Raw genomic sequence first — 21,256 nt, 5'->3', positions numbered from 1 at the left:
AACGGCGGCCGCCATTCGCCGCGCGATGGAACTTCCGCTCTGTCGCAGCAAATTGTTCCGAACGGCTACATCGTCGACGCATGTCGCCGGGCTGACGATGGGAGGAATAAACCTGTCGACCACGGCGCGACACGCGTCGTGCGCGATAGGTGCGACGCAGCGCGCTACCCGTGGCTCAGCGGCAGAATGTGTTGAGAAACCTATGCGCCTGAATGGCGGCGGAAAAGCAAAGCGAGGCGCTCCCTGTCCAGAGACGCCTCGCAATGATGATCGCTAGTGCTTTATCACCGGCTCCTGATCCTGCGCCTCGATGATCATGCCGGAGGTCGGCTCGACCCAGACCAGGTGGTCCTTCACCGCCTTCACGCCTGCGGTGTTCTCGGCGCATACTCTCAACGCATCGCGCTGACGCTCGTCGACGATAACGCCCCACAATTCGACGATGCCGTCGTGCACGACGACATTCGTCGTCGCGATCGGCGCCCACTGCTCTTTCTTCATCTCAGCCAGAATGTGTTCTCGGATCGCCGCGTCGCCCTGTTCGGCGCCCGGCGTCGTGCGCGCGAGACTGACCATCGCATGCATGAGGTTCGAACGCGTAACGATGCCCACGACCTCCTTGCCGTGCACGACCGGCACGCGCTTGATGCGGTGACGCTCCATCAGCTCGACGATCGTCTCAAGCGCCGCATCCTCGGGCACGGTCACGACATTCTCGGTCATCACCTCGGCGACCTTATTGCCGTGGCTCTGGGTGTACTCGGAAGCAATCTTGCCGGGGCCCATCAGGAACTCGAGCCAGCGTGAGCGGCGGCGCTCGGTCGCCGTCTCGCGGCGGCGCAGAAAGTCGCCCTCCGACAGAATACCGACCAACCGGCCCTCGGCATCGATCACCGGCAGACCGCTGATGTGCTGCTGCAGCATCACCCGCGCCGCCTGCAGGACTGTCGCGTCCGGCTTCACCGAAACGACATTACGGGTCATCACATCGACAGCTTTCATGGCACGCCTCCTTAGGGACACATGAAGCTGACCACGCCCGGCCGCCTGGTATGTTGATGCAGGTCAATCGGTTGACGGCCCGGCGGTTTGTTTTCCCGGCCGGCCGATCGCCCGCATTTCAAGGCATGCGCCGATCGCTCCGCCCCGGGCGGTTTTTCGCGAGATGCAAAATGGGCCGTGTGGGCGCGAACCATCCATTGCCAATTTGCCGCCGCGTCGCGATCGGCGTTAGATTCAAAAAAAATCAGAGCTGCAGCGATGCAGACAATTCGGGGAAGAAACGCGATGACCAAGATGCAGATCGACCGGCGCATCATGCTTGCCGGCGCGACGACGCTCGCTGCTGCGACGCTGATGCCGCCGCGGGCGGGCGCGCAACCCGCTCCGGCCGCCGCGGCTCAGGCCACGCTGCCGGCGCGCGGCGCCTTCGTTATCCGCGGCGCGCACGTGCTGTCGATGGATCCGGCCATCGGCGATTTCGAAAGCGGCGATGTGCACGTGCGCGACGGCGCCATCGTCGCGGTCGGCCCGCGCCTGCCGGCGGACGGCGCCACCGCGATCGACGGCAGGGACATGATCTGCATGCCCGGCTTCGTCGACACACACTGGCATCACTGGACCACGCTGCTGCGGCCGGTCATGCGCGCCGACGATCCGAAGAAGACCTATTTTCCGGTCACTCTCGCGCTCGGCGTCCACTACACGCCGGAGGACAGCTATCGCGCCGTGCGGCTTGGCCTCGCGGAAGCGCTCAGCGCCGGCGTCACCACCTCGCACAACTGGGCGCATAACGTCCGCAGCCCGGCGCATGCCGACGCCGAGGTCAAGGCGATGCGGGACAGCGGCCTGCGCGGCCGGTTCTCATACGGACCCGCGCAGGGCATGCCGAGCACACAGATGATGGACTTCGCCGACATCGCGCGCCTGAAGCGCGCAATCGGCGACGACCCGTTGCTGACGCTGGGCGTGAACTCGCGCAACATCGACGGCAACAACACGTCGCGCGGCGCGATCAACGCCGAGATGGCAAAGGCCGAATGGGGCAAAGCGCGGGAATTAGGCCTGCCCGTTACGTTGCACACCAGCGGCAGCGCATCGATCCAACTCCTGAAAGACGCGAATCTGCTCGGTCCGGACGTGCAGCTCGTGCATCCGCTCAACACCAATGCCGCGGATTGGGACGTGCTGGCGAAGCACGGTGTGCACTATTCGACCTCGCCGCTCGGCGAGGCCGGCCGTACCGGGCAGATGCAGTTCCCCGAAATGATGCAAGCTGGCGTGCTGGTGTCGATGTCGATCGACAACGTCACCGCCGAGCCCTGCGATTGCTTCGCCTGCATGCGCATGTTGCAGACCATCAACAAGCATCGCACGGGCGGCAAGTTCAAACTGCCGACAAAGAAGCTCGTCGAAATGGCGACCATCGACGGAGCGCGCGACCTCGGCCTGCAGGCCACCATCGGCTCACTCTCTCCCGGAAAGCGGGCCGACCTCATTCTCGTGCGCACGACGGCGCCGCACATGGGCGCGATCGGCGATCCTTACGATGCGCTGGTGCAGCTGGCGCGCCCCTCCGACATCGATCTCGTCGTGGTGGACGGCCGCATCCTTCACCGCAACCGGCAATTCACCGCGCTCGATCACAGCAAGCTTCTCGCCGATGCGGCCCAGTCGGTCGCCGCGCTCAAGGCCAAGGCCAACTGGAGCTGAGCGGATTCCTCCCAAAAAAAAGCCCCGGACACCGAAGGTGCCGGGGCAGTCTGGCCGAACAGTAGGTCGGGGAGAACGACGTTCGGCTTAGAGAGGTTGAAACCCGTTCAAGCGTTCAGACGGCTCAGCGCGGCGCGGTTGCGCAGCACGATGCGGCGCGACGTCGGCACGGCGATGGCGGCGGAATTTTCGAGCTGCGTCAGGGTGCGCGACACGGTCTCGATCGTCAGACCGAGATAATCGGCAATGTCCTGGCGCGACATCGGCAGATCGACTTCGGTGGACGCCGCCGAGCGGCGCGCCATCTCGAGAAGGAAGCCGGCGACGCGCTCCTGCGCGGTCTTGATCAGCAGCATGATGTGATCCTGCGCACGCTGCAGCTCACCGGCGGTCATGGTCCAGAGCTGCCGGGCGACTTCGTTGTCGCGGCCGGCCAGCGACACCAGCGCGCTGCGCTTGACCACCAGGACCTTGCAGTCGACGATCGCCTCGGCCGAGAACGTGTGCTCCTCACCGATCTCCAGACCGAAGATATCGCCGGGGAGGTAGAAGGCGCCGATCTGGCGGCGGCCGTCGTTGAGAACTTTGTAGGTGCGGACGGTGCCGCTGAGCACCTTGTAGAGATACTCGGCCGGCTCGTTCTCGCCGTAGATTTCGGCGTTACGGGCGAAGGGCATCGGCGCACCCATCAGCTCGATCGAGTTGCTGAGCGTGGCCACGGGGGCCGGCGCGACGGGACGACCGTTACGCCCCTCCGGCTGACGCGAGGAAACGCGGTTCGAGGCGGTGGTCTGGGTGAGCATGGCGCTTGGCCCTCGGTAAGGTTGACGATGCTTGGATACCGCTGGCATCACGGGGCCGAAATTCAGATAATCTCCATAGGGGTTTTACCGGAGGTCACCGCCGCCGGTTAATGCCAGCCGAGGCGCAGGCATGTCACAAGCATTTGAAAAACATAGATTTTTAGACCTTTACGAACGGTCTCTGCTGAGTCGTTACGGTATCGCGCCGGTGGTGGTGGCGCTGTCGCTCGCCATGCGCGCGCTGCTGCTGCCGGTCCTCGAGGACGACACCGTCTATCTCTACTTCGTACCGGCCGTGCTGATCTCCGCCGGCCTGGGCGGTCTCGGCCCCGGCCTGCTGGCAACGGCCTTGAGTATCGCCGCCGCGATCGTCGTGGTCCGCGGCGAAGCCGATCCGTTCGCGACGGCGATGGTGGTGAACGGTGTGGCGTTCGCCGTCATCGGCACCGGCATGTCATGGGGCGGCGAGCTGCTGCGCAGAAGCCGCGCGCGCACCAACATCATGACGCGTGACGCGCTGGCCAGCGCCGCGCATGTGCAATCGATCCTCGACACGATCCCCGAGGCCATGATCGTCATCGACGAACACGGCATCATGAGTTCGTTCAGCACGGCCGCCGAACGTCTGTTCGGCTACACCGCATCGGAAGCCCTCGGGCAGAACGTGAAGGTGCTGATGCCGTCGCCTTATCGCCAGCACCATGACGGCTACATCGAGCGATATCTGAACACGGGCGAGCGGCGCATCATCGGCATCGGCCGCGTCGTGGTGGGTCAGCGCAAGGACGGCACCACGTTTCCGATGGAGCTCGCGGTCGGCGAGATGCGCAGCGGCGAACGGCGCTTCTTCACCGGCTTCATCCGCGATCTCACCGAGCGGCAGAAGACGGAAGCGCGGCTGCAAGAGCTGCAATCCGAGCTCGTGCATATTTCCCGTCTTACCGCCATGGGCGAGATGGCCTCCACGCTCGCGCACGAACTGAATCAGCCGCTGTCGGCGATCTCGAACTATCTGAAGGGCTCGAAGCGCATGCTGGACAGTGCGACCGACGACAAATCGGTGACGCTGCGCGACGCGCTCGACAAGGCCGCCGATCAGGCGATGCGCGCCGGTCAGATCATCCGGCGGTTGCGCGAATTCGTGCAGCGTGGCGAAAGCGAACGCCGCGTCGAAAGCATCACCAAGCTGGTGGAGGAGGCGAGCGCGCTGGCCCTGGTCGGCGTCAAGGACCGCGGCATCCGCGTGCAGTTCAAGTTCGACCCGGCGGTCGACCTGGTGCTTGCCGACCGCGTGCAGATCCAGCAAGTGCTGCTCAACCTCATCCGCAATGCGATGGACGCCATGGAGGCCTCCACGGCCCGCGATCTCGTGATCACGGTCGTGCCGGTGGGCGACACCCATGTGCGCGTCAGCGTCGCCGATACCGGCAGCGGTATTGCGCCGGAGGTGGCGGAGCAGCTATTCCAGCCGTTCATCACGACCAAGCGTCACGGTATGGGGGTCGGGCTTTCGATCTCGCGCACCATCATTGAAGCCCATGGCGGCCGCATCTGGGTGGAGCCCAATCCGGGCGGCGGCACCATCTTCAACTTCACGCTTGTCGTCGTAAAGGAAGGGGATGTCGACGATGCAGCCTGAGCCTGTCATCTATGTGGTGGATGACGACGAAGCCGTCCGGCAGTCGCTCGAGTTCCTGTTGAAGACCGCGAACATGACCGTCCGCGGCTTCGATTCGGCTCAGGCCTTTCTGGACGTTCTGTCGGAGGTTCGCTTCGGCTGCGTCATCACCGATGTCCGCATGCCGGAGATCACCGGCATCGACCTGCTCAAGCGCGTGAAAGAGACGAAGCCCGAGTTGCCGGTGATCGTCATCACCGGTCACGGCGACATCGCCCTCGCGGTCGAGGCGATGAAGATCGGCGCCATCGATTTCCTCGAGAAGCCGTTCGACGACGATCATCTGCTCGTCGCCGTGCGTTCCGCGCTCGACAAGGAAGCCGACGCGGTCAAGCGCAGCGCCGAGGTCACGGAGATCCACGACAAGCTTGCCGCGCTGTCCAATCGCGAGCGGCAGGTGCTGGAGGGACTCGTGGCCGGTCACGCCAACAAGAACATCGCCTTCGACCTCGGCATCAGCCCGCGCACCGTCGAAATCTATCGCGCCAATCTGATGACCAAGATGGGCGCCAACAGCCTGTCCGATCTCGTGCGCATGGCGATGACGGCCGGCATTCTCGAGAGCAGCAACAAGTCGCGGTAATTCGGCCCGGACGCATCTTCGCACCAAGGCATTGCGCCGCACGTCCGTTCTCAGTAGCTGAAATTCAGAGCGCCCTTTTAACGCGGTGAAAATCCATTGCACCGCGAAAGTTCTCCCTCCGTGTTCGCAGGCATTGCCCCATCAGGAGCGAGCGCCTACGCTCGCGGGATAATCGGCACACCATAAAACAACGCCGAATATGGGGAGGCTAGCATGACTCGTTTCATGGGTGGCTCCGCGCCGACACGGCGCAACGTTATCAGAGCCGCCGCAACGCTTGCCGCTGGCGTCGCCCTGCCAGCAATACATATCCGCTCGGCTTTCGCTGCTTATCCGGATCGGCCTGTCAAAATCGTCGTCGCGAACACACCGGGCGGACCGTCCGATCTGGTCGGACGCATGATCGCCGCCGCTCTCGAACAATCGACCGGCAAAACTTTCATTATCGAAAATCGCGGCGGCGCCGGCGGCAATATCGGCATGGGTTATGTCGCCCATGCGGACCCCGACGGTTACACCATGCTGCTCGCGACCAACGCGTTGTCCGTCAATGTCGGGCTGTACAACAAACTGCCGTTCGAACCGCGCAAGGATTTCGTCGCCGTCAGCGAGGTGGCCGGCGCGCCGAACATCTTCGTCGTTCGCAAAGAGTCGCCCGCGAAATCGATGAAGGAATTTGTCGCGCTCGCGCGCGCGCATCCGGAGCAATATAATGTTTCGGTGCCGCCGATCGGCACCACGCCGCAATTGCAGGCTTCGCTGCTGAAGTCGCGCGAGAAACTGCCCAAGCTCGAAGAAGTCGTGTTCAAAGGCGGCGGCGATGCGTTGCAAGGACTGCTGACGGGCACCGTGCAACTGGCCTCGAATTCGCTCGGGCCGTCGGCGCCGCACATCAAGGCCGGCACGCTACGCGGCCTCGCCATTTGCGCCGAGACGCGCTGGCCGGAATTTCCCGATATCCCGACCATGCGCGAAGCGGGTTATCCGGACTTCGTCTTTGCCACCGACATGGTGCTGATGGCGCCGGCACAGACGCCGTCGGACATGGTCAAATGGCTCGAGCAGCAGACGCTGCAAGTGCTGAAAGAGCCGGCCATGCAGGAGAAGTTCTTGAAGGCCGGCTTCCTGGTGCGTCCGAAGGGCGGCGCCGATGCCTGGGCGCGCGTCACCAAGGAAATGGATACGTTCAAGGACATCATCGAAGGCGCCGGCATCAAGAAGCTATGATGCCGGCGTTACGAACCGCGGCCCCTACATGCGCATAACATCCATCGAACCGATCGCCGTCAGCCTGCCGATGAAGAAGCCGGTCATCATGGCCGGTGAGGAAGTGCGGCGCGCGGACAACATGCTGGTGCGGATCGAGACCGACACCGGGCTTGTCGGTTGGGGCGAAGCCGCGTCGGCGCCGGTGATGACGGGCGACACTTTGGAGAGCCTGGTGGCGGCCGTCCATCACCTGCGCCCTGCTCTCATCGGCCGCGATGCTGCCGATATCGAGGGCGCCCATGTCGCGATGGATGGTCGCATGTACGGCAACCACGGCGCCAAAGCCGCGCTCGACATCGCGCTGTTCGATCTTGCCGGCAAGTCGGCCGGCAAGCCGGTCCATGCGCTGCTTGGCGACAAGCAGCGCGGCCGCATGCCGTTGCTCGGCGTGGTCGGCGGCGGCGATTACGACGGCGATCTCAAGGACGCGGCAAAGAAGAAGGCGGAAGGCTTCGTCGCCTACAAGATCAAAGTTGGCATCGATACCCCGGAAAACGACGCGGCGCGCACCCGCGCCATCTGCGCGGCGCTCGGGCCGGGCATGCTGATCTCGGCCGACGCCAATCAGGGCTTCAGCACCGAAGAAGCGCTCGCTTACGTGCGCGCGGTCGAAGGCTGCGGTCTCGACTTCTTCGAACAGCCGGTGGCCGCCGACGATCTCGCCGCCATGGCACGCATCGCGGCGGCAACCTCGATCGCCATCGGCGCCGACGAGGGCATTCATTCGCGCGACGACATTCGCCGCCACGCCGAACGCCAGGCCGCGCGGGGCGTCAGCCTGAAGGCGATCAAGCTCGGCGGGGTGCGCGCGCTGGCCGATGCCGGCCGGCTCTGCGGCGACCTCGGCATGCAAGTGAACATCTCGTGCAAGACGGGCGAGTCGAGCATTGCCTGCGCGGCCGCGCTGCATGTCGCAACGGTCATCCCGAACATCGGCTGGGGCCTGACGCTCACCCACATCGGCCTCGCCGCCGACGTGACGGCACAGCCGCTCGTCACCGGACAGGGCCACGCCGGGAGCCTGGACCGGCCGGGTCTCGGCGTTGACGTCGACGAAAGCTGCGTGCGGCGTCACCGCGTGGCGATCGCCGCGCGCGAGCTGGTCACGCCGGCTGGGGCTGCGGCTTATTGAGCGCGCCGAGCTTGAGCTTCGTGTCGGCGTGGAAGGCGCGGCCGATGCCGGCCAACATCGCGTCATCGCCACCCGGCGCCAGCAAGGTGATGCCGAACGGTATGCCTGCGTCGGTGAAAGCGGCCGGCAGCGCCAGCCCGCACAGATCGAGCAGATTGACGAAATTGGTGTAGGTGCCGAGCCGGCTGTTGAGCTGGATCGGATCGGCGAGCACCTGCTGTACCGTGTAAGCCGTCGGCGCCGTCGGCAACGCCAGCGCGTCGACCTGCCGGAAGGTAACGTCGGCGACGCGGCGCAATTCCTCCAGCTTGTAGAAGGCACGGAAGGCGTCGATCGCGGTCGGCCGCAAGCCGCTGAGGATGATGTCGCGCGTGACCGGATGAATGGCGTCCGGATCGGAAGCGAGCAGATCGCCCGCGGCGATCGTGCGCTCGGCGACCCACGGCCCCTCATAAAGCAAACGCGCGGTCTCGTAGAACGGCTCGATGTCGATCTCGACGAGAGCATGGCCGAGCTTGGCGAGACGCTCGAGCGCAGCGCCGTAAGCGGCTTCGAAGGCGCGGTCGCCGAAGAACAGGCACTGGCCCGGCCGCGGCACGCCGAGCGTTGCCGGCGCGCCCGCGCTCACCGTGCCGAGCGGCCGGTTGCGAGAATAAGGATCGGCGGCATCGGCGCCGGCCATCACCGACAGCGCCGCGAAAGCATCGTCGACGGTGAAGGCGAACACCGAGACGCAATCGAGCGTGCGGCAAGCCGGCACCACGCCGAAAGTCGAGATCAGCCCGAGGCTCGGTTTCAAGCCGACAATGTTGTTGAGGCCGGCCGGCACGCGGCCGGAGCCCGCCGTATCCGTGCCGAGCGCCAACGGCACCAGGCCCGCGCCGACCGCCACAGCCGAGCCGGACGAGGAGCCGCCCGGCACCAGCTCTTCCTTGATGCTGTTCTTTGGGATGCCGTAGGGCGAGCGCACACCCACCAGCCCGGTGGCAAACTGGTCGAGATTGGTCTTGCCGACGACGATGGCACCGGCGGCGCGCAGCTTCGCGACGGCCGTGGAATCGCGCCCCGGCTTGTGCGCAAAGGCGGGACATGCCGCCGTCGTCGGCAGGCCGGCGACGTCGATATTGTCCTTCACCGCGACCGGCACGCCGTAAAGCGGCAGATCGGCCTTGCCGGCAAGCGCGCGCGCCTCGGCCAGCGCTTCGGCCTCCTCGCGCAGACTGATGAAGATGGCGCTGTCGCCGCGGGCGCGGATGCGCGCATAGCTGCGGGCGACAGTCTGTTCCGGCGTGGCCGCTCCGGTGCGGTGCGCGGCAACGATTTCAGCGACAGTTTCAGCCAAAGCGGCCCCCGAAAAACGACCCCATGGCGCCGCCCCGGCAAGGGCGCACGGTCTGTTGTGCGAGAAATCACGCGCCTCCGCAACAAATGCACTTCACAATGTTTAGTTGTATTTAGTTGAATGACACGTAAACGTAGCAGGTCACCATTCCGTCGCAACGCAACCCGAGCGAGGATCTCATGGCCGTTTACAACAACTTTGAATGCACGCTTTCGCTGCCCGAATGCGACCCCGAAAAGCTCGATGAGCTTCGGAAAAAGCTGCACGCCCTCATCGATGGCAGCGCTTTCAATGGAGTTATCGAGGACCTGAAGGCGAACGCCGCTCATGCCACGAGCGGCCCCAAGCCAAAGAGCGTCAACGGCGAGGTCAGGGTCTACGCCGAGGCCGGCTCGCATGGTGAGGCACGCGTCGGGGTCTCGGTCGGCATCCGCTTCTGATCGGGTCGCCACGAAGCGCCCGTAGCGAAACAGCTGAGGGCGCGCGAGCGCGCCCTCGGTGTCATCATCTCTATCTCAAGGTCGCGCAGCGGCCGCCCCAGCATAGACGCCCACGACAAACGCGGCGGCGGCTCCCGCGACTGGAACAATCGGCAACACCTTGGCACCGGATGCCTGATCGATAATCGACTGCAGCGTATTGCCGCCTTTTGCCTGCGCCGCTTCCTCGTAAATGCGAATGGCCGCCTGCTCGATTTCGGCGAAGGTCGCCGTGCAGACGATGCGGTCGATACCGGCGTAGTCGGTGGGCATGGCCTTGCTGTCATGAAGATACTGGTGCGCCAGTTGCAGTCCGCCGCCGACGATGGTGCCTGCCGCGGCAGCGCCCAAAGCGAGCACCGCAGGGGCGATCTTCGGCCCATATTCCTTCTTGGCGCCGGCGGCACCACCCTCGACCAGCGCGAGAGCCGGCATATGCAGCCACGACACCGGGATGTTCATCAGCGCAGCTTTCACTTCGTCACTTGCACTCATTGACACTCCTCCCATGTTGAACCGAATCCGGCAGAACGCGCGACGACGCATCCGGCGAAGCGTTGATGGCCGATAGGATCTTGCCGATCTCGTCGAGATGCTGGTTTGCGCGGTCGACCGCAGACCAGCTTCGACAATGAGGGCACTCGGCTTCGTCCTGATAATGAAACCGATCGCAGCGCTCACAGAGGACCAGTGCGTCGAGATTGGCATTCGCACCCGGCGCAATATCCTGAACGTCGTCGCGATCGAACACATCCTGGCCATGCAGTTGGCCGTGTTCGTCTTCGACCATGATGTCGAAGCGGCCGAAGTCGAACGGCGCGCCTTCGGGCGGCGCCTCGCGGTGCACGATGATCTCGCGCCAGCCACGGTCCATCAGCCGCAAGATGCGATAATGGCAGAACGGATTGTTGCCGGGCTTGTTGGTGACGACATGGGTCGTCCAATTGCAGCCGCCGCGGCAGGTCGGGCCGTAGTAGCACTTCTTGCAGAAGCCCCAGCGGCGGGCGCTGCTTTCAACCGGATCGCGCATGAAGGCGAGCTCGGCGCTTTCGCGCCAGATCTGCCCGAACGGTTTGTCGCGCACGTTGCCGCCGGCATAAGGCGCCGTCGGCAGCGAGGGGCAGCCCTTTATTGCACCATCGGCCTCGATGCCGAGACCGGCGCGTCCGGCTTGGCAACCGCCATAGTACTCGGCGCGTCCTGACGTACTGCGCCACGCGGATTCATAGGGGCCAAAGTAACCGATGTTGTTGCCAGGGATGAGCTGCAGGCCACGACCGATCCCCTCACGAAACAGCGCGAACAACTCTGGCAGCACCGTCGCGAGTTCGTAAGGTTGCAGAATGAGGTTCGGATCGTCCGCGGCGTTTCCCATCGGCACCGTGAGCTGAACCTGCCAGGCGCTCGCGCCCGCATCGATGATGGTGTCGAAGATGTCGCGCAGTTCGCCGACGTTGCGACGATTGACCTGCGAGTTTGCCGTCGTCATGAGACCTTGCCGGCGCGAATGCCGGATCGCGGCGACGGCCTGCGCGTGGCTGCCTTTGACGCCACGGAGATCATCGTGAGTTGCCGGCGAGCCGTCGATCGACACGCCGACCGCCTTCAAGCCGGCGCGCGCGGCGGCCGCGATCTTGGCTTCGGTGAGGGCACGGCCGCCCGTTTGCAAGCCGCACAATATGCCGTGACGCGCAAAGGCGGCGACGAGCTCGAGCCAATCCTGCCGCAGATACGCTTCGCCGCCGATCAGCACCGCCTCTTTGGTGCCGGCAAGCGCGAGTTCGTCGATCAACGCCAGGCATTCCGCCGTCGACAGTTCCTGTCGGCGCGGAGCGCCGGCCCTTGAGCCGCAATGGCGGCACTTGAGATTGCAGGAAAGCGTGATTTCCCAAACGACGTACCGCGGCTGCGGCTCGGGCAGGCCCTCGTCCGGGATTGATCGAACGGGCCGCTGTCTCCGTTCCGGCTCACCTTCCACCACCATAAAGGTATCCATTTACTCGGTTGACGAGCATCAATATATTTAATTAACTTTGAGTTGTACAGCAACGGGGAGGCGTCCAATGGCGGACAAGGGTTTTCCAGGCGGAATCATGCTGGCTTACGGCCAGGCAATTGCCGGCGCCTTGGCGCGTGGCACAGCCACGTTGAGCGAACTTGTCTCGCTGCGTTCGCATGCCAAATCGCTGCTGGACGCGCAGGGCGATCTCAGCGCGGCGTTGACGTCACTGGATCAGGAAATCGAACGGCGCGGAGGACCAGGTTCCGAAAAGGCGGCGCCGTCACAGCCCGCACCCGGTGAACGCTTCGTTGTTCAGATTCTCGGCCTGCCGATCCCCGAGGCCGCCAAGGCGCGGATCGAACAGGCGATCAATGCAACCGTGAAGACCGCACTCGCCCGCAGCGATGCCGGCGGCGACCTCGTCATAACACCTCTTTCGGAAATCAAGTCGTTCGGCGGCGCGCTGGGCGGCGCGACTGCGGGCATGATCGCTCGGCCAGAGCTAAGGCGTGGATAGAAAGGGGGCTCCAATGGCTATTCCCTCCCATGCAGGCGGCATGATCGCGCTCTACGGCGTCGCTATCGGCAACGCACTCCACAATCTCACCCACGGCAACGCGACGATCGAGGATCTCGTTTCGTTGCGCGATCAAGCCAAGACGGTCATCGATTCACAAGGCGACTTGGCGTCCGCATTGCGCGCGGTCGAAGCCGAAATTGCCAAGCGCGGCGTCAAAGCCGCCCCCGAGCCCGCCGGTGAGCGCTTCGTCGCGCAAATCGACGGCGTGTCATTGCCCGAGGGCGTGAAGCAGGAGATCGAGGCGGCGATCGAGAAGGCCGTTATGGCCGAGATCGCCAAGATCGACACCAAGGGCGACATGGTGGCTTCGCCGCTGTCGAAGATCGCCGCCTTTGGCACCGGCTTCGGCGCGCATACGCCCGGCCGGGCCATCGTCTCGAAGCAGCTCACGTAACATGGGGGATGCGTGATGACGGAAAAAGCTATTCCGGGCGCGAACATCGCCGCCTACGGCCTGGCGATTGCCTATGCGCTCAACAAGAAAACGACGCCGGTCGAGGAGCTGATTGCGCTTCGCGACACGGCGCGTGGGATCGTTGCGGCGCAGGGCGACCTGATCGCCGCGGTGCGAGAACTCGAAACCGAAATCACAAAGCAGGGCGGAAGCAAAGCCGGGCCGCCGGCCGCCGACGAGCGCTTCGTCGTTCACATCGAGGGCATATCGCTGTCGGATGCGCTGAAGGCCGAGATCGAGCAAGCCTTGCACGCCGCGGTCATGAAGGAAGTGGCTAAGATCGATCACGGCGGCGATCTGGTGGCGACGCCGCTGTCGCAGGCAAAGCTCGGGCCGTCGGTGATCGGCTCGCTCTTTCCACCGCCGGTCATGGGCTTGGTCGCCTACCCACCGAACCTGCGTTGAGCGCGTAGACGGTGGTCACTATGGCCGACGCGAAAGGACCAGCTCTGTGTCCGAGTTCCCGCTGCGAGGAGGGCAATATCCTCCTCGGCTTGGTCAACGCACAGGGCCGCGTCGACTTTATCGCCGAACGCCTGGAGATCGACGCAGCATTTGTGGCCGCCGCACACGAAGGCCGGCCACCCGAGCAACGCTTCCGTTTTTCATCGCCCTGTCTGAAACGCGGGTGCGAGAAATGGGACGGTGAACGGTGTGGCGTTGCCAAGGTGCTGCACGAACGCGGGCCCGAACTCCTGGCGAACGAAGCGGCGGTCGCGTTGCCGCGCTGCTCGATCCGGCCAGGTTGTCGGTGGCACGGCGAATACGGCGATTCCATCTGCGCGATCTGTCCCTGGGTAATCACTGAACGCGGCAATCGCCTCGAAGCGTTGGTCGAACAGGCAAAAACGGAAACGTGAGCGCGCATGGCCAAGGGCATGTCGATCCATTTCGGACTTAATCACCTCGACCCGGCTCATTATGCCGGCTGGGAAGGACGCCTGAACGCCTGCGAGAACGACGCACGCTGCATGCAGCAGATCGCCGAGAAGGCAGGCTATCAGACGAATCTCCGGCTGAGCGACCAGGCGACGCGCGCCGCCATGATCGAGCTCCTGACCAAAGCGGCGACCGACTTGCGGGGCGGCGACATTCTGCTGGTTACCTATTCCGGCCACGGCAACCAAGTGCCGGATCTCGATGGCGACGAGGCCGATGGTCTCGACGAGACTTGGTGCCTCTACGATGGGCAGATCGTCGACGACGAACTCTACCGCCTGTACGGCGCGCTCGCCGATGGCGTGCGGGTGCTGATTTTATCCGACTCCTGCCACAGCGGCACGGTCGCCAAGATGATGTTCTATCAGTCCGTTCTGCCCTCGAACCTCGCAGCCGTCGGCGACGTTACGAAACTCGGCGCGCCGCCCGCGAAGGCGATCGTGTATGGCCCGAAGTTCGTGCCGCCGGACGTGGCGTTGCGGACCCTCCAGCTCAACAAGGAATTCTACGAGAAGATCGGCAATCCCATGCCGAAGGTCGGCCCTGGCGGCAAAGATGGAGAAACGGCGAGAGCCAGCATTCGCCTGATATCCGGTTGCCAGGACAATCAGGTATCGTTCGACGGCGCCGTCAACAGCACATTCACGGCGGCGCTATTGCTGGTGTGGGACAGCGGCACGTTCCAGGGCGACTACGAGGACTTCCACTTGAAGATTCAACGCATGATGCTGCCGACGCAGTCGCCGAACCACTACAAGGTGGGCAAGCTCGACCTCGCCTATGACCATCAGCGGCCGTTCACCATCTGATCAAACCAAGGCGCGGCGGATGCGGGCGCTGACCAGGTCGATGAGAATGACGGCGACGACGACGATGATCACCTGCGCCGCCGTTTCGGCATACTGGAAGCTGCGGATGCTCTCATAGAGCGTCTGGCCGATGCCGCCGGCGCCGACGATGCCGAGCGTGGTGGCCGAGCGGACATTGGTCTCCAACCGGTAGAGCGTGAACGAGCTCCACAGCGGCAGCACCTGCGGGATGACGCCGAAGATCACCTCCTGCACGCGCACCGCGCCGGTGACGCGAATGCCTTCCACCGGGCGCGGATCGATCGACTCCACCGCCTCCGAAAACAGCTTGGCGAAGATGCCGAGGTTATGCACGAACAGCGCCATCACGCCGGCGAACGGCCCGAGGCCGACCGCCACGACGAACATCAGCGCGAACACGATCTCGTTGATGGCGCGGCAGGCATCCATCAAGCGGCGCACCGGCTGCACGATCCAAGGCGGACACACATTGGCCGAGCACAGAATCGCGAAGGGAACGCCGAACACGACGGCGAGCGCGGTGCCCCAGATGGCGATCTGGATCGTCACCAGCATGTCGGAGAGATAGTGGTCCCAGTCGTGGAAGTTCGGATGCAGAAAGGCGCTGCCGAACTCCGCCATGTTGCGCCAGTCGGTGAACAGTGCCGTGACGCGGAACATCTCCGCCGGATTCCAGCTCCACGCCAGAAGGCCGATGACGACGAGCCAGACGAACCACGTCCGCAGCCGGCGCGACAACGGCTGCTGCGGGATGTGTGTCTGCGACGTGGCAGAACGCTCGGTCGGCGTGGCGATATCGGTCATCTTCTTTATCCGTCCTTCCGGAACGCATCGAAGGCGCGGACCCGGAACGGCCCAAATGCAATAAGGGCGCCGGAACGTTTCGCTCCGGCGCCCTGCGATGAAGTTAGTTGGTCGGGGTCTGCGACGCGGCGGCCGCGAACTCGCCGATCAACTTCTTCAGCTCGTCCTGGTTGCCGGCCTTGTCGGCTTCCTTGAAGGCCGCGAGCTTGGCCACGAACGGCGCGTGCTCGGCCTTGGCAGTGAGATCCTGATCCTTCTTGATCTCTTCCTGCAGCGGGGCGATCTGCGCCTGCTTCTGCTCGTCGCTCAGCTTGTCGTCGCCCTTGATCTTCATGATCGATTTGTTGGCTTCGAGGATGCGGATCGGCAGGAGTTGATTGTCGTTCGACGGATGGAACGGCGACCAGATGAGGTTGGCCAGAACTTGCTTGGCCGCCTTGATCTCTTCCGGCGTGCCGACGCGGCCGTAGCTCATGATGAAGGTGTAGATCTTCGTCTTCAGCGCCGGGTCGAGATCCTTGCGCCAGACGATCGGGTCGAGCGGGATGATCGGCGAGGTCCAGATGATGCGGATCTGCTTGCGGGCTTCCGGCGCGGTCTTGTCGAGGCGCTGGAGATCTTCGCTGTTGTTGGTGGCGGCGACGACCTGCTTGTTGGCGACCGCCATGGCGTTGGCCTGGTGGCTGGCGTTGCGTACCGTCTTGAAGCACTGCTTCGGATCGATGTTCTTGGCGGCGAAGATGTAGGAGGTCGGCACCAGGAAGCCCGAGGTCGAATTCGGATCGCCGATGCCGAAGTCGAGCGTCTTGTCGCACTTCAAAATGTCTTCGAGCTTGGTGTACGGGCTGTCGGCGTGCACGATGACATGCGAGTAGTAGCCTTCGCTGCCGTCGCGCGAGACGACCTGCGCGAACACTTCGCCCTGTGAACGGTTGACCGCTTCCATGCCCGACTTGTTGCCGTACCAGGCGATCTGCACCTTGTTGAAGCGCTGCGCCTCGATCACGCCCGCGTAATCGCTGGCGTAGAAGCCGTTGACCTTGACGCCGATCGCCTTCGACATGGCCTCGAGGAAGGGCTCCCAGTTCTTCTTCTGGTTGACCGACGCTTCCGTCGAGATGACGCCGAAGTTCAGTTCCGTGACCTCGGCGCGCGCCGTCGTGGCGACGATACCGGCGGCCATCGCCATAGCCGCGCCGATCAGGGCAAGCTTGCGCATAATGCCTTCTCCTGTTGCAGTCGTTGAATTTTCTGTAGTCGCAGTTCCGGGCCCAAGGCCCACGCTTACGCGGACAGCCGCTCAGCTTCCCTTGTCATAGCCGCGGACGATGCATGCGGCATGACAGCCGGCGGATCGGACCAATGTTGACCGGCGTCGTGCGACGACGCGCTCTGGCCTTCGAACGACGGCAAGAACAGCTCCTCGGACTCGGCGCCATAAAGCTGATTGAGGAACGCAGGCGTCAACGCACTCGACGGACCGTCATAGGCGACCTTGCCGGCCTTCAGCGCGATCGTGCGCGGACAATATTTCATCGCATATTCGACCTGATGAAGCGACACGAGCACCGTGAGGCCGTCGTTCCGGTTCATGTCGGCGAGCAGGTCCATCACCCGGCGCGACGAGGCCGGATCGAGCGAGGCGATCGGCTCGTCGGCGATCAAAAGCTCGGCACCCTGCACGAGCGAGCGCGCAATCGCGGCGCGCTGTTGCTGGCCGCCCGAAAGCTCGGTGGCGCGCTTGAGCGCGTGTTCGGCGATGCCGACGCGCGCAAGCGCCTGCATGGCTTTGCGTTTGTCGCTGTCGTTGAACTGCCCGAGCGTGCCGCGCAATACGGGCAGCTGACCGAGCAAGCCGAAGCAGACATTGGTGAGCAGCGTCAGGCGCGGCACCAGATTGAACTGCTGGAAGATGACGCCGATGCGCGCGCGCAAGGCGCGGCTGCAATTCAGACGTCCGTTCTTCTGAACGGCCTCGCCGAGCATGGTAATGCTGCCGCCATTGCCACGGGCATTACCATCGATCGGAATAAGCCCGGCAAGCGAACGAATAAGCGTCGACTTGCCCGAACCCGAAGCGCCAATCAGCGCGACCATCTCGCCACGGCGCAGCGAAATGCTGACATTATCGAGTACGGCAGTACCGCGCTGGAAGGATTTGGAAATCCCCTTGGCGTCGATGACGGTTTCCAACGACAAAACGGCTTCTCCCCTCTGCTGTCACGATCGCTAACAACAGCACATGACAGAGAAATGAAATTGGCCGGTGATTTGTGACGTTCCGCACATCGACGACGCCTAAATAGCGGGCAAATCGAAGGAACCAACGTCACGAAAGCGAGGCTTCAGCGCAGCGGCGCCTCGTGCACGACACGAAACGGCGACGACTTCCGTTCCTGCCGCGCGATGACAATGCGGTCGAGCCGCAGCATGTGCGCATTTGGCACTTGCTCAAATCGTTCGCACAAGAATCGCAGCGCTTGTTCCCGATCGGGAGGAGGAAGCGCGCCCGTCAACGTCATGTGGAAGCGAAACTCTTCGAGGACGTACGGGTAGCCCCACCGATCGAGATGCTCGATCTGCCGAGCGGTCAGGGGCGAGGCCAGACGCCGCGCGCGATCTTCGGCCGTCAACGGCGCACGAAAGCGATCGAAGACACGAACACAGTCGGCGGCGAGATCGTTGATGCTGTCGGCATCGCCCGCCGGCACGAGCGCGATGAAGGAACCCAACGCGCGCAACGCAAGGGGCGACTCGGCAACCGCCGCCCGCTGCGCGGCAAATTCGGACACGGCCCGCACGAGATCACTCTCGTTGCAGCCCTCGATCAGCCGGATCGGCGCTTTCAGCGTCGCGTGGAACCCATAGACCTTCGGCTCTTTTACGACGGCCGGCCAGGATGCCGTGTCGACGCCGTCAATGAACGGCGTCTCTTGCCCCGTACGACAGTCGTAGCCGAGAACCGATGTGCCGAAACGATAGAGCGGCGTGTCGGCACCCGGAACGAAATAGATCGCGTAGCGTGGATCGCTCATCGCGTCACTGCAGGCGGCCGGCTTCACCGAGATGAACGACGCGCCCGTTGGCGATGGCGGCGACCACTTTCGGACGGCGCGCATCGCTGGCATCGACCGCGATCACATCGGCCCGCTTACCTGCTGCGAGGGCGCCGCGGTCGGTCAAACCGGCCGCCTTGGCCGGCCGCGCCGACACGTAGGACCACGCCTGCTCCAGCGGCGCGACGCCGTCGGCCGCAAGGCGGAAGGCGGCGAGAAGCGGCGCCGGATAGTAATAATCAGAGGCCAGGATGGTGCAGCAACCGCGCGCGATCATGTCGGCCGCGCCGATCCAGCCGATATGGCTGCCGCCGCGCACCACGTTCGGCGCACCCATGACGATATCGTCGCCAGCGGCGGTCGCGTCCTGCGCCGTTTCCACGGTGGTCGGGAATTCGGCGACCCGGCAATTGAGGTCGCGGAACCAGCGCCGTTGCTCCGGGCTCATGTCGTCGTGCGACAGCATCGGCGCGCCGTTTGCGTGCGCCGCGGCGGCGAGCCGTGCAATCGAACCCGGCACTTCGTCGGCCCGGGCGCGAAGCCGCTCGACCATCGCCAGAAAATCCTCGCGCGACAGCCCCGCGCGTTCCGCCATCTGCCCGACTTTGCGTGTGCGCGGCGGCGCCGTCTCGCTCGGCAAATGATCGTTGAAGCCAAGCATGCCGACGCGGCCCTCACCGATCCAGCCAGTCACTTCCTTTTCCGCATCGAGATTGAAGGTCTCGTAGCGCAGGTGAAACCGCGTGTCGGCGCCAAAGGAGGGATCGAGATCTTCGATCGCGCCCAGGATCGTGCGCGCATTATCGATGCTGCGCAGGCCCGGCTCCCACGAACAGGTGACACCGTGAAACACGGTCGTGATGCCGTTGGCGACGCACTGGCGATCGCTCTCCATCAGCGCCACATCGACCGGAAAGCTGACGCCCGGCCGCGGCATCAACTGCCGCTCGAAGGCATCGCCGTGGATGTCGACGATGCCGGGCAGCACATGCAGACCGCGCGCGTCGAATGCACGGCCATTACCCTCGGCACGACCGACCGCGGTGATGACGCCGTCGCCCTCATCGAGGCTGATGTCGGCCTCGACCAGCTTGCCGTCGACCAGCGTTTGTCCACCATGAATGCGCATCAAGCTGCTCCGGCAACAGATTGGGCCGCGTATTTTGCAACGAAGTCGGCGACAGGCAGCTTGCGGAAATCCGGCAACGCGGCCTGCAGTTGCGCGTGCGGCCAATTCCACCAGGCCAAAGCTTGCAGGCCCGCGACGACCTCGCCGGGAAAGCGCGGACGAATGACGCGTGCCGGATTGCCGACGGCGATGGCATAGTCCGGCACGTCTTTGGTCACCACGCTGCCGGCGCCGATCACCGCGCCGGTGCCGATGCGCCGCCCGGCCAACACAATGGCGCCGTGGCCGATCCAGACGTCATGACCGATGGTGACGTGATGCTCGCGCCGCCAAGCGAAGAAATCATCCTCGTCGCTTTCGCCGGCGAAATAGGCGCTGGCGCGATAGGTGAAGTGCGACTGCGTCGCACGCGTCATCGGATGATTGCCCGGATTGATCCGCGTCATCGCCGCGATCGAGGTGAATTTGCCGATCGTCGCGTAAGCGATGTCGCTGTCGTTGACGACGTAAGAGTAGTCGCCGAGCGTCACTTCGAGCAGCTTCGTGCGCGGCCCGACCTCGGTATAAGCGCCGAGCGTCGACTGTTTGACCGCAGCCGTCGGATCGATGAACGGTGCCGTGGAGAGCTTGTTGTTGGCCATGACCTTGAACACAACTTTTTCAAGACAGCCGCGTGACAGCGGCGAATCGCATTAGCTTTCCACGAGCAGCGCGACGCGATCGGCGGGGAAACGCACACGTCCCAACATGATCGGCTCGCCACCTTCCGTCACGTTGAGCCCCTCGGTGACCAGAACGGGCCGGTGCACCGACAGCCGCAGCCTGCCCGCATCGACAGCATCGGCGAAGCCGGCGCTGATGCGCGTCCACTTGCGGCGATAACTGGTGATGCCGAAATGCTCGAGCATGCGCGTGATCGAACGCACGCGGCGAAAGACCTTGGCGGCGTCGCCGTAGCGATCCGCCGGCAGCCAAGTGGTCGAGACCGAGATCGGCACCCGGTCGGCCGCGCGGAGAATTTCGAGGCGCACCACTTCGTCGCCGACATTGAGGCCGAGATCGCGCGCGATGTCCTCGTTCGCCTCTTCGTGTCGATGGCCCTGCAGGCGTCCCTCCGCCTCGTGGCCGGCCGCGGCCACGATCTCGGAGAACTTCATGCGTTGGCTGATCGGATAGTTGAGCTTGTCGGTTTTGACGAACGTACCGCTGCCGCGTTCGGTCCGCACCAGGCCGCGCGTCGCGAGCTCAGCCATCGCGCGCCGCACGGTGTGCCGGTTCACGCCATAGCGCGTGGCGATCTCGCTTTCCGCCGGAAGCTTCGAGCCGTTCTCGTGCTTGCCGACCAGGATCGCCTGCTCGAAATCGTCGGCGATGCAGCGCCACAGCATGACGCCGCGCTCAAGCAGATGGTGCTTGCTCGACTTCAATCCGCGCGGGGTTTTCGTCAGCATTTTGCCGCCGTCA

The 21,256-nt window shown here is 64.2% G+C and carries 22 protein-coding genes and 1 pseudogene; 11 read left to right on the top strand and 12 right to left on the bottom strand.

The window, feature by feature from the left end:
• Positions 1 to 273: 273 nt before the first annotated feature.
• Entirely contained in the window at positions 274 to 1,002 is a 729-nt protein-coding gene (locus DW352_RS20725) for a CBS domain-containing protein (protein ID WP_115693114.1), read from the bottom strand.
• Positions 1,003 to 1,287: 285 nt separating this feature from the next.
• Here DW352_RS20725 and DW352_RS20720 point away from each other — a divergent pair, with 285 nt between their 5' ends.
• Positions 1,288 to 2,712: an amidohydrolase family protein gene (locus tag DW352_RS20720; protein WP_210209866.1), complete on the top strand. Its 1,425-nt coding sequence runs from the start codon at positions 1,288 to 1,290 to the stop codon at positions 2,710 to 2,712.
• 107 nt (positions 2,713 to 2,819) lie between these two features.
• Here DW352_RS20720 and DW352_RS20715 read toward each other — a convergent pair whose 3' ends face one another.
• Positions 2,820 to 3,515: a helix-turn-helix domain-containing protein gene (locus DW352_RS20715; protein WP_115693113.1), complete on the bottom strand. Its 696-nt coding sequence runs from the start codon at positions 3,513 to 3,515 to the stop codon at positions 2,820 to 2,822.
• Positions 3,516 to 3,645: 130 nt separating this feature from the next.
• Between DW352_RS20715 and DW352_RS20710 the strand changes: the two genes are divergently transcribed.
• The 4 genes from DW352_RS20710 (at position 3,646) to DW352_RS20695 (ending at position 8,177) form a co-directional block, all read left to right on the top strand.
• Positions 3,646 to 5,154 (top strand): PAS domain-containing sensor histidine kinase, encoded by a 1,509-nt coding sequence (locus DW352_RS20710; RefSeq protein WP_115693112.1) that lies wholly within the window; start codon positions 3,646 to 3,648, stop codon positions 5,152 to 5,154.
• A complete protein-coding gene (gene fixJ, locus DW352_RS20705; protein ID WP_115694523.1) occupies positions 5,144 to 5,776 on the top strand; it encodes a response regulator FixJ in 633 nt (210 codons plus the stop codon). Before DW352_RS20710 ends, fixJ begins: the two co-directional genes overlap by 11 nt.
• Before the next feature lie 213 nt (positions 5,777 to 5,989).
• Positions 5,990 to 7,003 (top strand): Bug family tripartite tricarboxylate transporter substrate binding protein, encoded by a 1,014-nt coding sequence (locus tag DW352_RS20700; RefSeq protein ID WP_115693111.1) that lies wholly within the window; start codon positions 5,990 to 5,992, stop codon positions 7,001 to 7,003.
• Positions 6,927 to 8,177: a mandelate racemase/muconate lactonizing enzyme family protein gene (locus DW352_RS20695; protein ID WP_115693110.1), complete on the top strand. Its 1,251-nt coding sequence runs from the start codon at positions 6,927 to 6,929 to the stop codon at positions 8,175 to 8,177. The genes DW352_RS20700 and DW352_RS20695 overlap by 77 nt, the downstream gene beginning before the upstream one ends.
• Here DW352_RS20695 and atzF read toward each other — a convergent pair.
• A pseudogene (gene atzF, locus DW352_RS20690) lies at positions 8,161 to 9,519 on the bottom strand (allophanate hydrolase); the annotation flags it as partial. The gene DW352_RS20695 and the pseudogene atzF sit on opposite strands and share 17 nt — an antisense overlap.
• A gap of 179 nt (positions 9,520 to 9,698) precedes the next feature.
• Between atzF and DW352_RS20685 the strand changes: the two are divergent.
• The gene (locus DW352_RS20685) at positions 9,699 to 9,959 is read left to right on the top strand and encodes a hypothetical protein (RefSeq protein WP_115693108.1); all 261 of its coding nucleotides are present in this window, start codon (positions 9,699 to 9,701) and stop codon (positions 9,957 to 9,959) included.
• 75 nt (positions 9,960 to 10,034) lie between these two features.
• Here the strand turns inward: DW352_RS20685 and DW352_RS20680 are convergent, their stop codons facing one another.
• Complete coding sequence (locus DW352_RS20680; protein ID WP_162827095.1) at positions 10,035 to 10,493, bottom strand: hypothetical protein; 459 nt, start codon at positions 10,491 to 10,493, stop codon at positions 10,035 to 10,037.
• Positions 10,480 to 11,982, bottom strand: a complete 1,503-nt coding sequence (locus tag DW352_RS20675) for a radical SAM/SPASM domain-containing protein (RefSeq protein WP_245434500.1) — start codon at positions 11,980 to 11,982, stop codon at positions 10,480 to 10,482. The genes DW352_RS20680 and DW352_RS20675 overlap by 14 nt, the downstream gene beginning before the upstream one ends.
• Before the next feature lie 79 nt (positions 11,983 to 12,061).
• Between DW352_RS20675 and DW352_RS20670 the strand changes: the two genes are divergently transcribed.
• From DW352_RS20670 to DW352_RS20650, 5 genes are read left to right on the top strand one after another with little or no spacing between them, the layout of a single operon-like run.
• Positions 12,062 to 12,517 (top strand): DUF1843 domain-containing protein, encoded by a 456-nt coding sequence (locus DW352_RS20670; RefSeq protein ID WP_115693105.1) that lies wholly within the window; start codon positions 12,062 to 12,064, stop codon positions 12,515 to 12,517.
• 13 nt (positions 12,518 to 12,530) lie between these two features.
• Positions 12,531 to 12,974: a DUF1843 domain-containing protein gene (locus DW352_RS20665; RefSeq protein ID WP_115693104.1), complete on the top strand. Its 444-nt coding sequence runs from the start codon at positions 12,531 to 12,533 to the stop codon at positions 12,972 to 12,974.
• Between the two features lie 15 nt (positions 12,975 to 12,989).
• A complete protein-coding gene (locus DW352_RS20660; protein WP_115693103.1) occupies positions 12,990 to 13,439 on the top strand; it encodes a hypothetical protein in 450 nt (149 codons plus the stop codon).
• A gap of 20 nt (positions 13,440 to 13,459) precedes the next feature.
• Positions 13,460 to 13,894: a hypothetical protein gene (locus tag DW352_RS20655; protein WP_162827094.1), complete on the top strand. Its 435-nt coding sequence runs from the start codon at positions 13,460 to 13,462 to the stop codon at positions 13,892 to 13,894.
• Between the two features lie 6 nt (positions 13,895 to 13,900).
• Positions 13,901 to 14,782, top strand: coding sequence for a caspase family protein (locus tag DW352_RS20650; protein ID WP_115693101.1), 882 nt, complete (start codon positions 13,901 to 13,903; stop codon positions 14,780 to 14,782).
• On the opposite strand, the gene phnE is transcribed toward DW352_RS20650, so the two are convergent.
• The 7 genes from phnE to phnF form a co-directional block, all read right to left on the bottom strand.
• Complete coding sequence (gene phnE, locus DW352_RS20645) at positions 14,783 to 15,607, bottom strand: phosphonate ABC transporter, permease protein PhnE (RefSeq protein ID WP_115693100.1); 825 nt, start codon at positions 15,605 to 15,607, stop codon at positions 14,783 to 14,785.
• 103 nt (positions 15,608 to 15,710) lie between these two features.
• Complete coding sequence (phnD, locus tag DW352_RS20640; RefSeq protein ID WP_210209865.1) at positions 15,711 to 16,826, bottom strand: phosphonate ABC transporter substrate-binding protein; 1,116 nt, start codon at positions 16,824 to 16,826, stop codon at positions 15,711 to 15,713.
• 65 nt (positions 16,827 to 16,891) lie between these two features.
• Positions 16,892 to 17,806, bottom strand: a complete 915-nt coding sequence (gene phnC, locus DW352_RS20635) for a phosphonate ABC transporter ATP-binding protein (protein ID WP_115693099.1) — start codon at positions 17,804 to 17,806, stop codon at positions 16,892 to 16,894.
• Positions 17,807 to 17,952: 146 nt separating this feature from the next.
• Complete coding sequence (locus DW352_RS20630) at positions 17,953 to 18,669, bottom strand: DUF1045 domain-containing protein (RefSeq protein ID WP_245434200.1); 717 nt, start codon at positions 18,667 to 18,669, stop codon at positions 17,953 to 17,955.
• Complete coding sequence (locus DW352_RS20625; protein WP_115693098.1) at positions 18,647 to 19,792, bottom strand: alpha-D-ribose 1-methylphosphonate 5-triphosphate diphosphatase; 1,146 nt, start codon at positions 19,790 to 19,792, stop codon at positions 18,647 to 18,649. The genes DW352_RS20630 and DW352_RS20625 overlap by 23 nt, the downstream gene beginning before the upstream one ends.
• Positions 19,792 to 20,433, bottom strand: a complete 642-nt coding sequence (locus DW352_RS20620; RefSeq protein WP_115694520.1) for an LbetaH domain-containing protein — start codon at positions 20,431 to 20,433, stop codon at positions 19,792 to 19,794. Before DW352_RS20620 ends, DW352_RS20625 begins: the two co-directional genes overlap by 1 nt.
• A 51-nt stretch (positions 20,434 to 20,484) precedes the next feature.
• Entirely contained in the window at positions 20,485 to 21,243 is a 759-nt protein-coding gene (gene phnF, locus DW352_RS20615) for a phosphonate metabolism transcriptional regulator PhnF (protein ID WP_115693097.1), read from the bottom strand.
• Between the last annotated feature and the right edge of the window lie 13 nt (positions 21,244 to 21,256).

Origin of the sequence: Pseudolabrys taiwanensis (genome assembly GCF_003367395.1) — a bacterium.
Classification (GTDB): domain Bacteria; phylum Pseudomonadota; class Alphaproteobacteria; order Rhizobiales; family Xanthobacteraceae; genus Pseudolabrys; species Pseudolabrys taiwanensis.
The sequence above is the reverse complement of the archived record's forward strand: the minus strand, read 5'-3'. Positions and strand labels throughout refer to the sequence as shown.

Bases quoted from the DNA above. Each gene is read 5' to 3' on its own strand.
- DW352_RS20665 (WP_115693104.1), top strand. From the start codon at position 12,531: ATGGCTATTCCCTCCCATGCAGGCGGCATGATCGCGCTCTACGGCGTC.
- DW352_RS20700 (WP_115693111.1), top strand. From the start codon at position 5,990: ATGACTCGTTTCATGGGTGGCTCCGCGCCGACACGGCGCAACGTTATC.
- DW352_RS20670 (WP_115693105.1), top strand. From the start codon at position 12,062: ATGGCGGACAAGGGTTTTCCAGGCGGAATCATGCTGGCTTACGGCCAG.
- DW352_RS20660 (WP_115693103.1), top strand. From the start codon at position 12,990: ATGACGGAAAAAGCTATTCCGGGCGCGAACATCGCCGCCTACGGCCTG.
- DW352_RS20680 (WP_162827095.1), bottom strand. From the start codon at position 10,493: ATGAGTGCAAGTGACGAAGTGAAAGCTGCGCTGATGAACATCCCGGTG.
- DW352_RS20650 (WP_115693101.1), top strand. From the start codon at position 13,901: ATGGCCAAGGGCATGTCGATCCATTTCGGACTTAATCACCTCGACCCG.
- fixJ (WP_115694523.1), top strand. From the start codon at position 5,144: ATGCAGCCTGAGCCTGTCATCTATGTGGTGGATGACGACGAAGCCGTC.
- phnD (WP_210209865.1), bottom strand. From the start codon at position 16,826: ATGCGCAAGCTTGCCCTGATCGGCGCGGCTATGGCGATGGCCGCCGGT.
- DW352_RS20715 (WP_115693113.1), bottom strand. From the start codon at position 3,515: ATGCTCACCCAGACCACCGCCTCGAACCGCGTTTCCTCGCGTCAGCCG.
- phnE (WP_115693100.1), bottom strand. From the start codon at position 15,607: ATGACCGATATCGCCACGCCGACCGAGCGTTCTGCCACGTCGCAGACA.
- DW352_RS20725 (WP_115693114.1), bottom strand. From the start codon at position 1,002: ATGAAAGCTGTCGATGTGATGACCCGTAATGTCGTTTCGGTGAAGCCG.
- DW352_RS20620 (WP_115694520.1), bottom strand. From the start codon at position 20,433: ATGGCCAACAACAAGCTCTCCACGGCACCGTTCATCGATCCGACGGCT.
- DW352_RS20710 (WP_115693112.1), top strand. From the start codon at position 3,646: ATGTCACAAGCATTTGAAAAACATAGATTTTTAGACCTTTACGAACGG.
- DW352_RS20720 (WP_210209866.1), top strand. From the start codon at position 1,288: ATGACCAAGATGCAGATCGACCGGCGCATCATGCTTGCCGGCGCGACG.
- DW352_RS20625 (WP_115693098.1), bottom strand. From the start codon at position 19,792: ATGCGCATTCATGGTGGACAAACGCTGGTCGACGGCAAGCTGGTCGAG.
- DW352_RS20685 (WP_115693108.1), top strand. From the start codon at position 9,699: ATGGCCGTTTACAACAACTTTGAATGCACGCTTTCGCTGCCCGAATGC.
- DW352_RS20695 (WP_115693110.1), top strand. From the start codon at position 6,927: ATGCCTGGGCGCGCGTCACCAAGGAAATGGATACGTTCAAGGACATCA.
- DW352_RS20655 (WP_162827094.1), top strand. From the start codon at position 13,460: ATGGCCGACGCGAAAGGACCAGCTCTGTGTCCGAGTTCCCGCTGCGAG.
- DW352_RS20675 (WP_245434500.1), bottom strand. From the start codon at position 11,982: ATGGTGGTGGAAGGTGAGCCGGAACGGAGACAGCGGCCCGTTCGATCA.
- phnF (WP_115693097.1), bottom strand. From the start codon at position 21,243: ATGCTGACGAAAACCCCGCGCGGATTGAAGTCGAGCAAGCACCATCTG.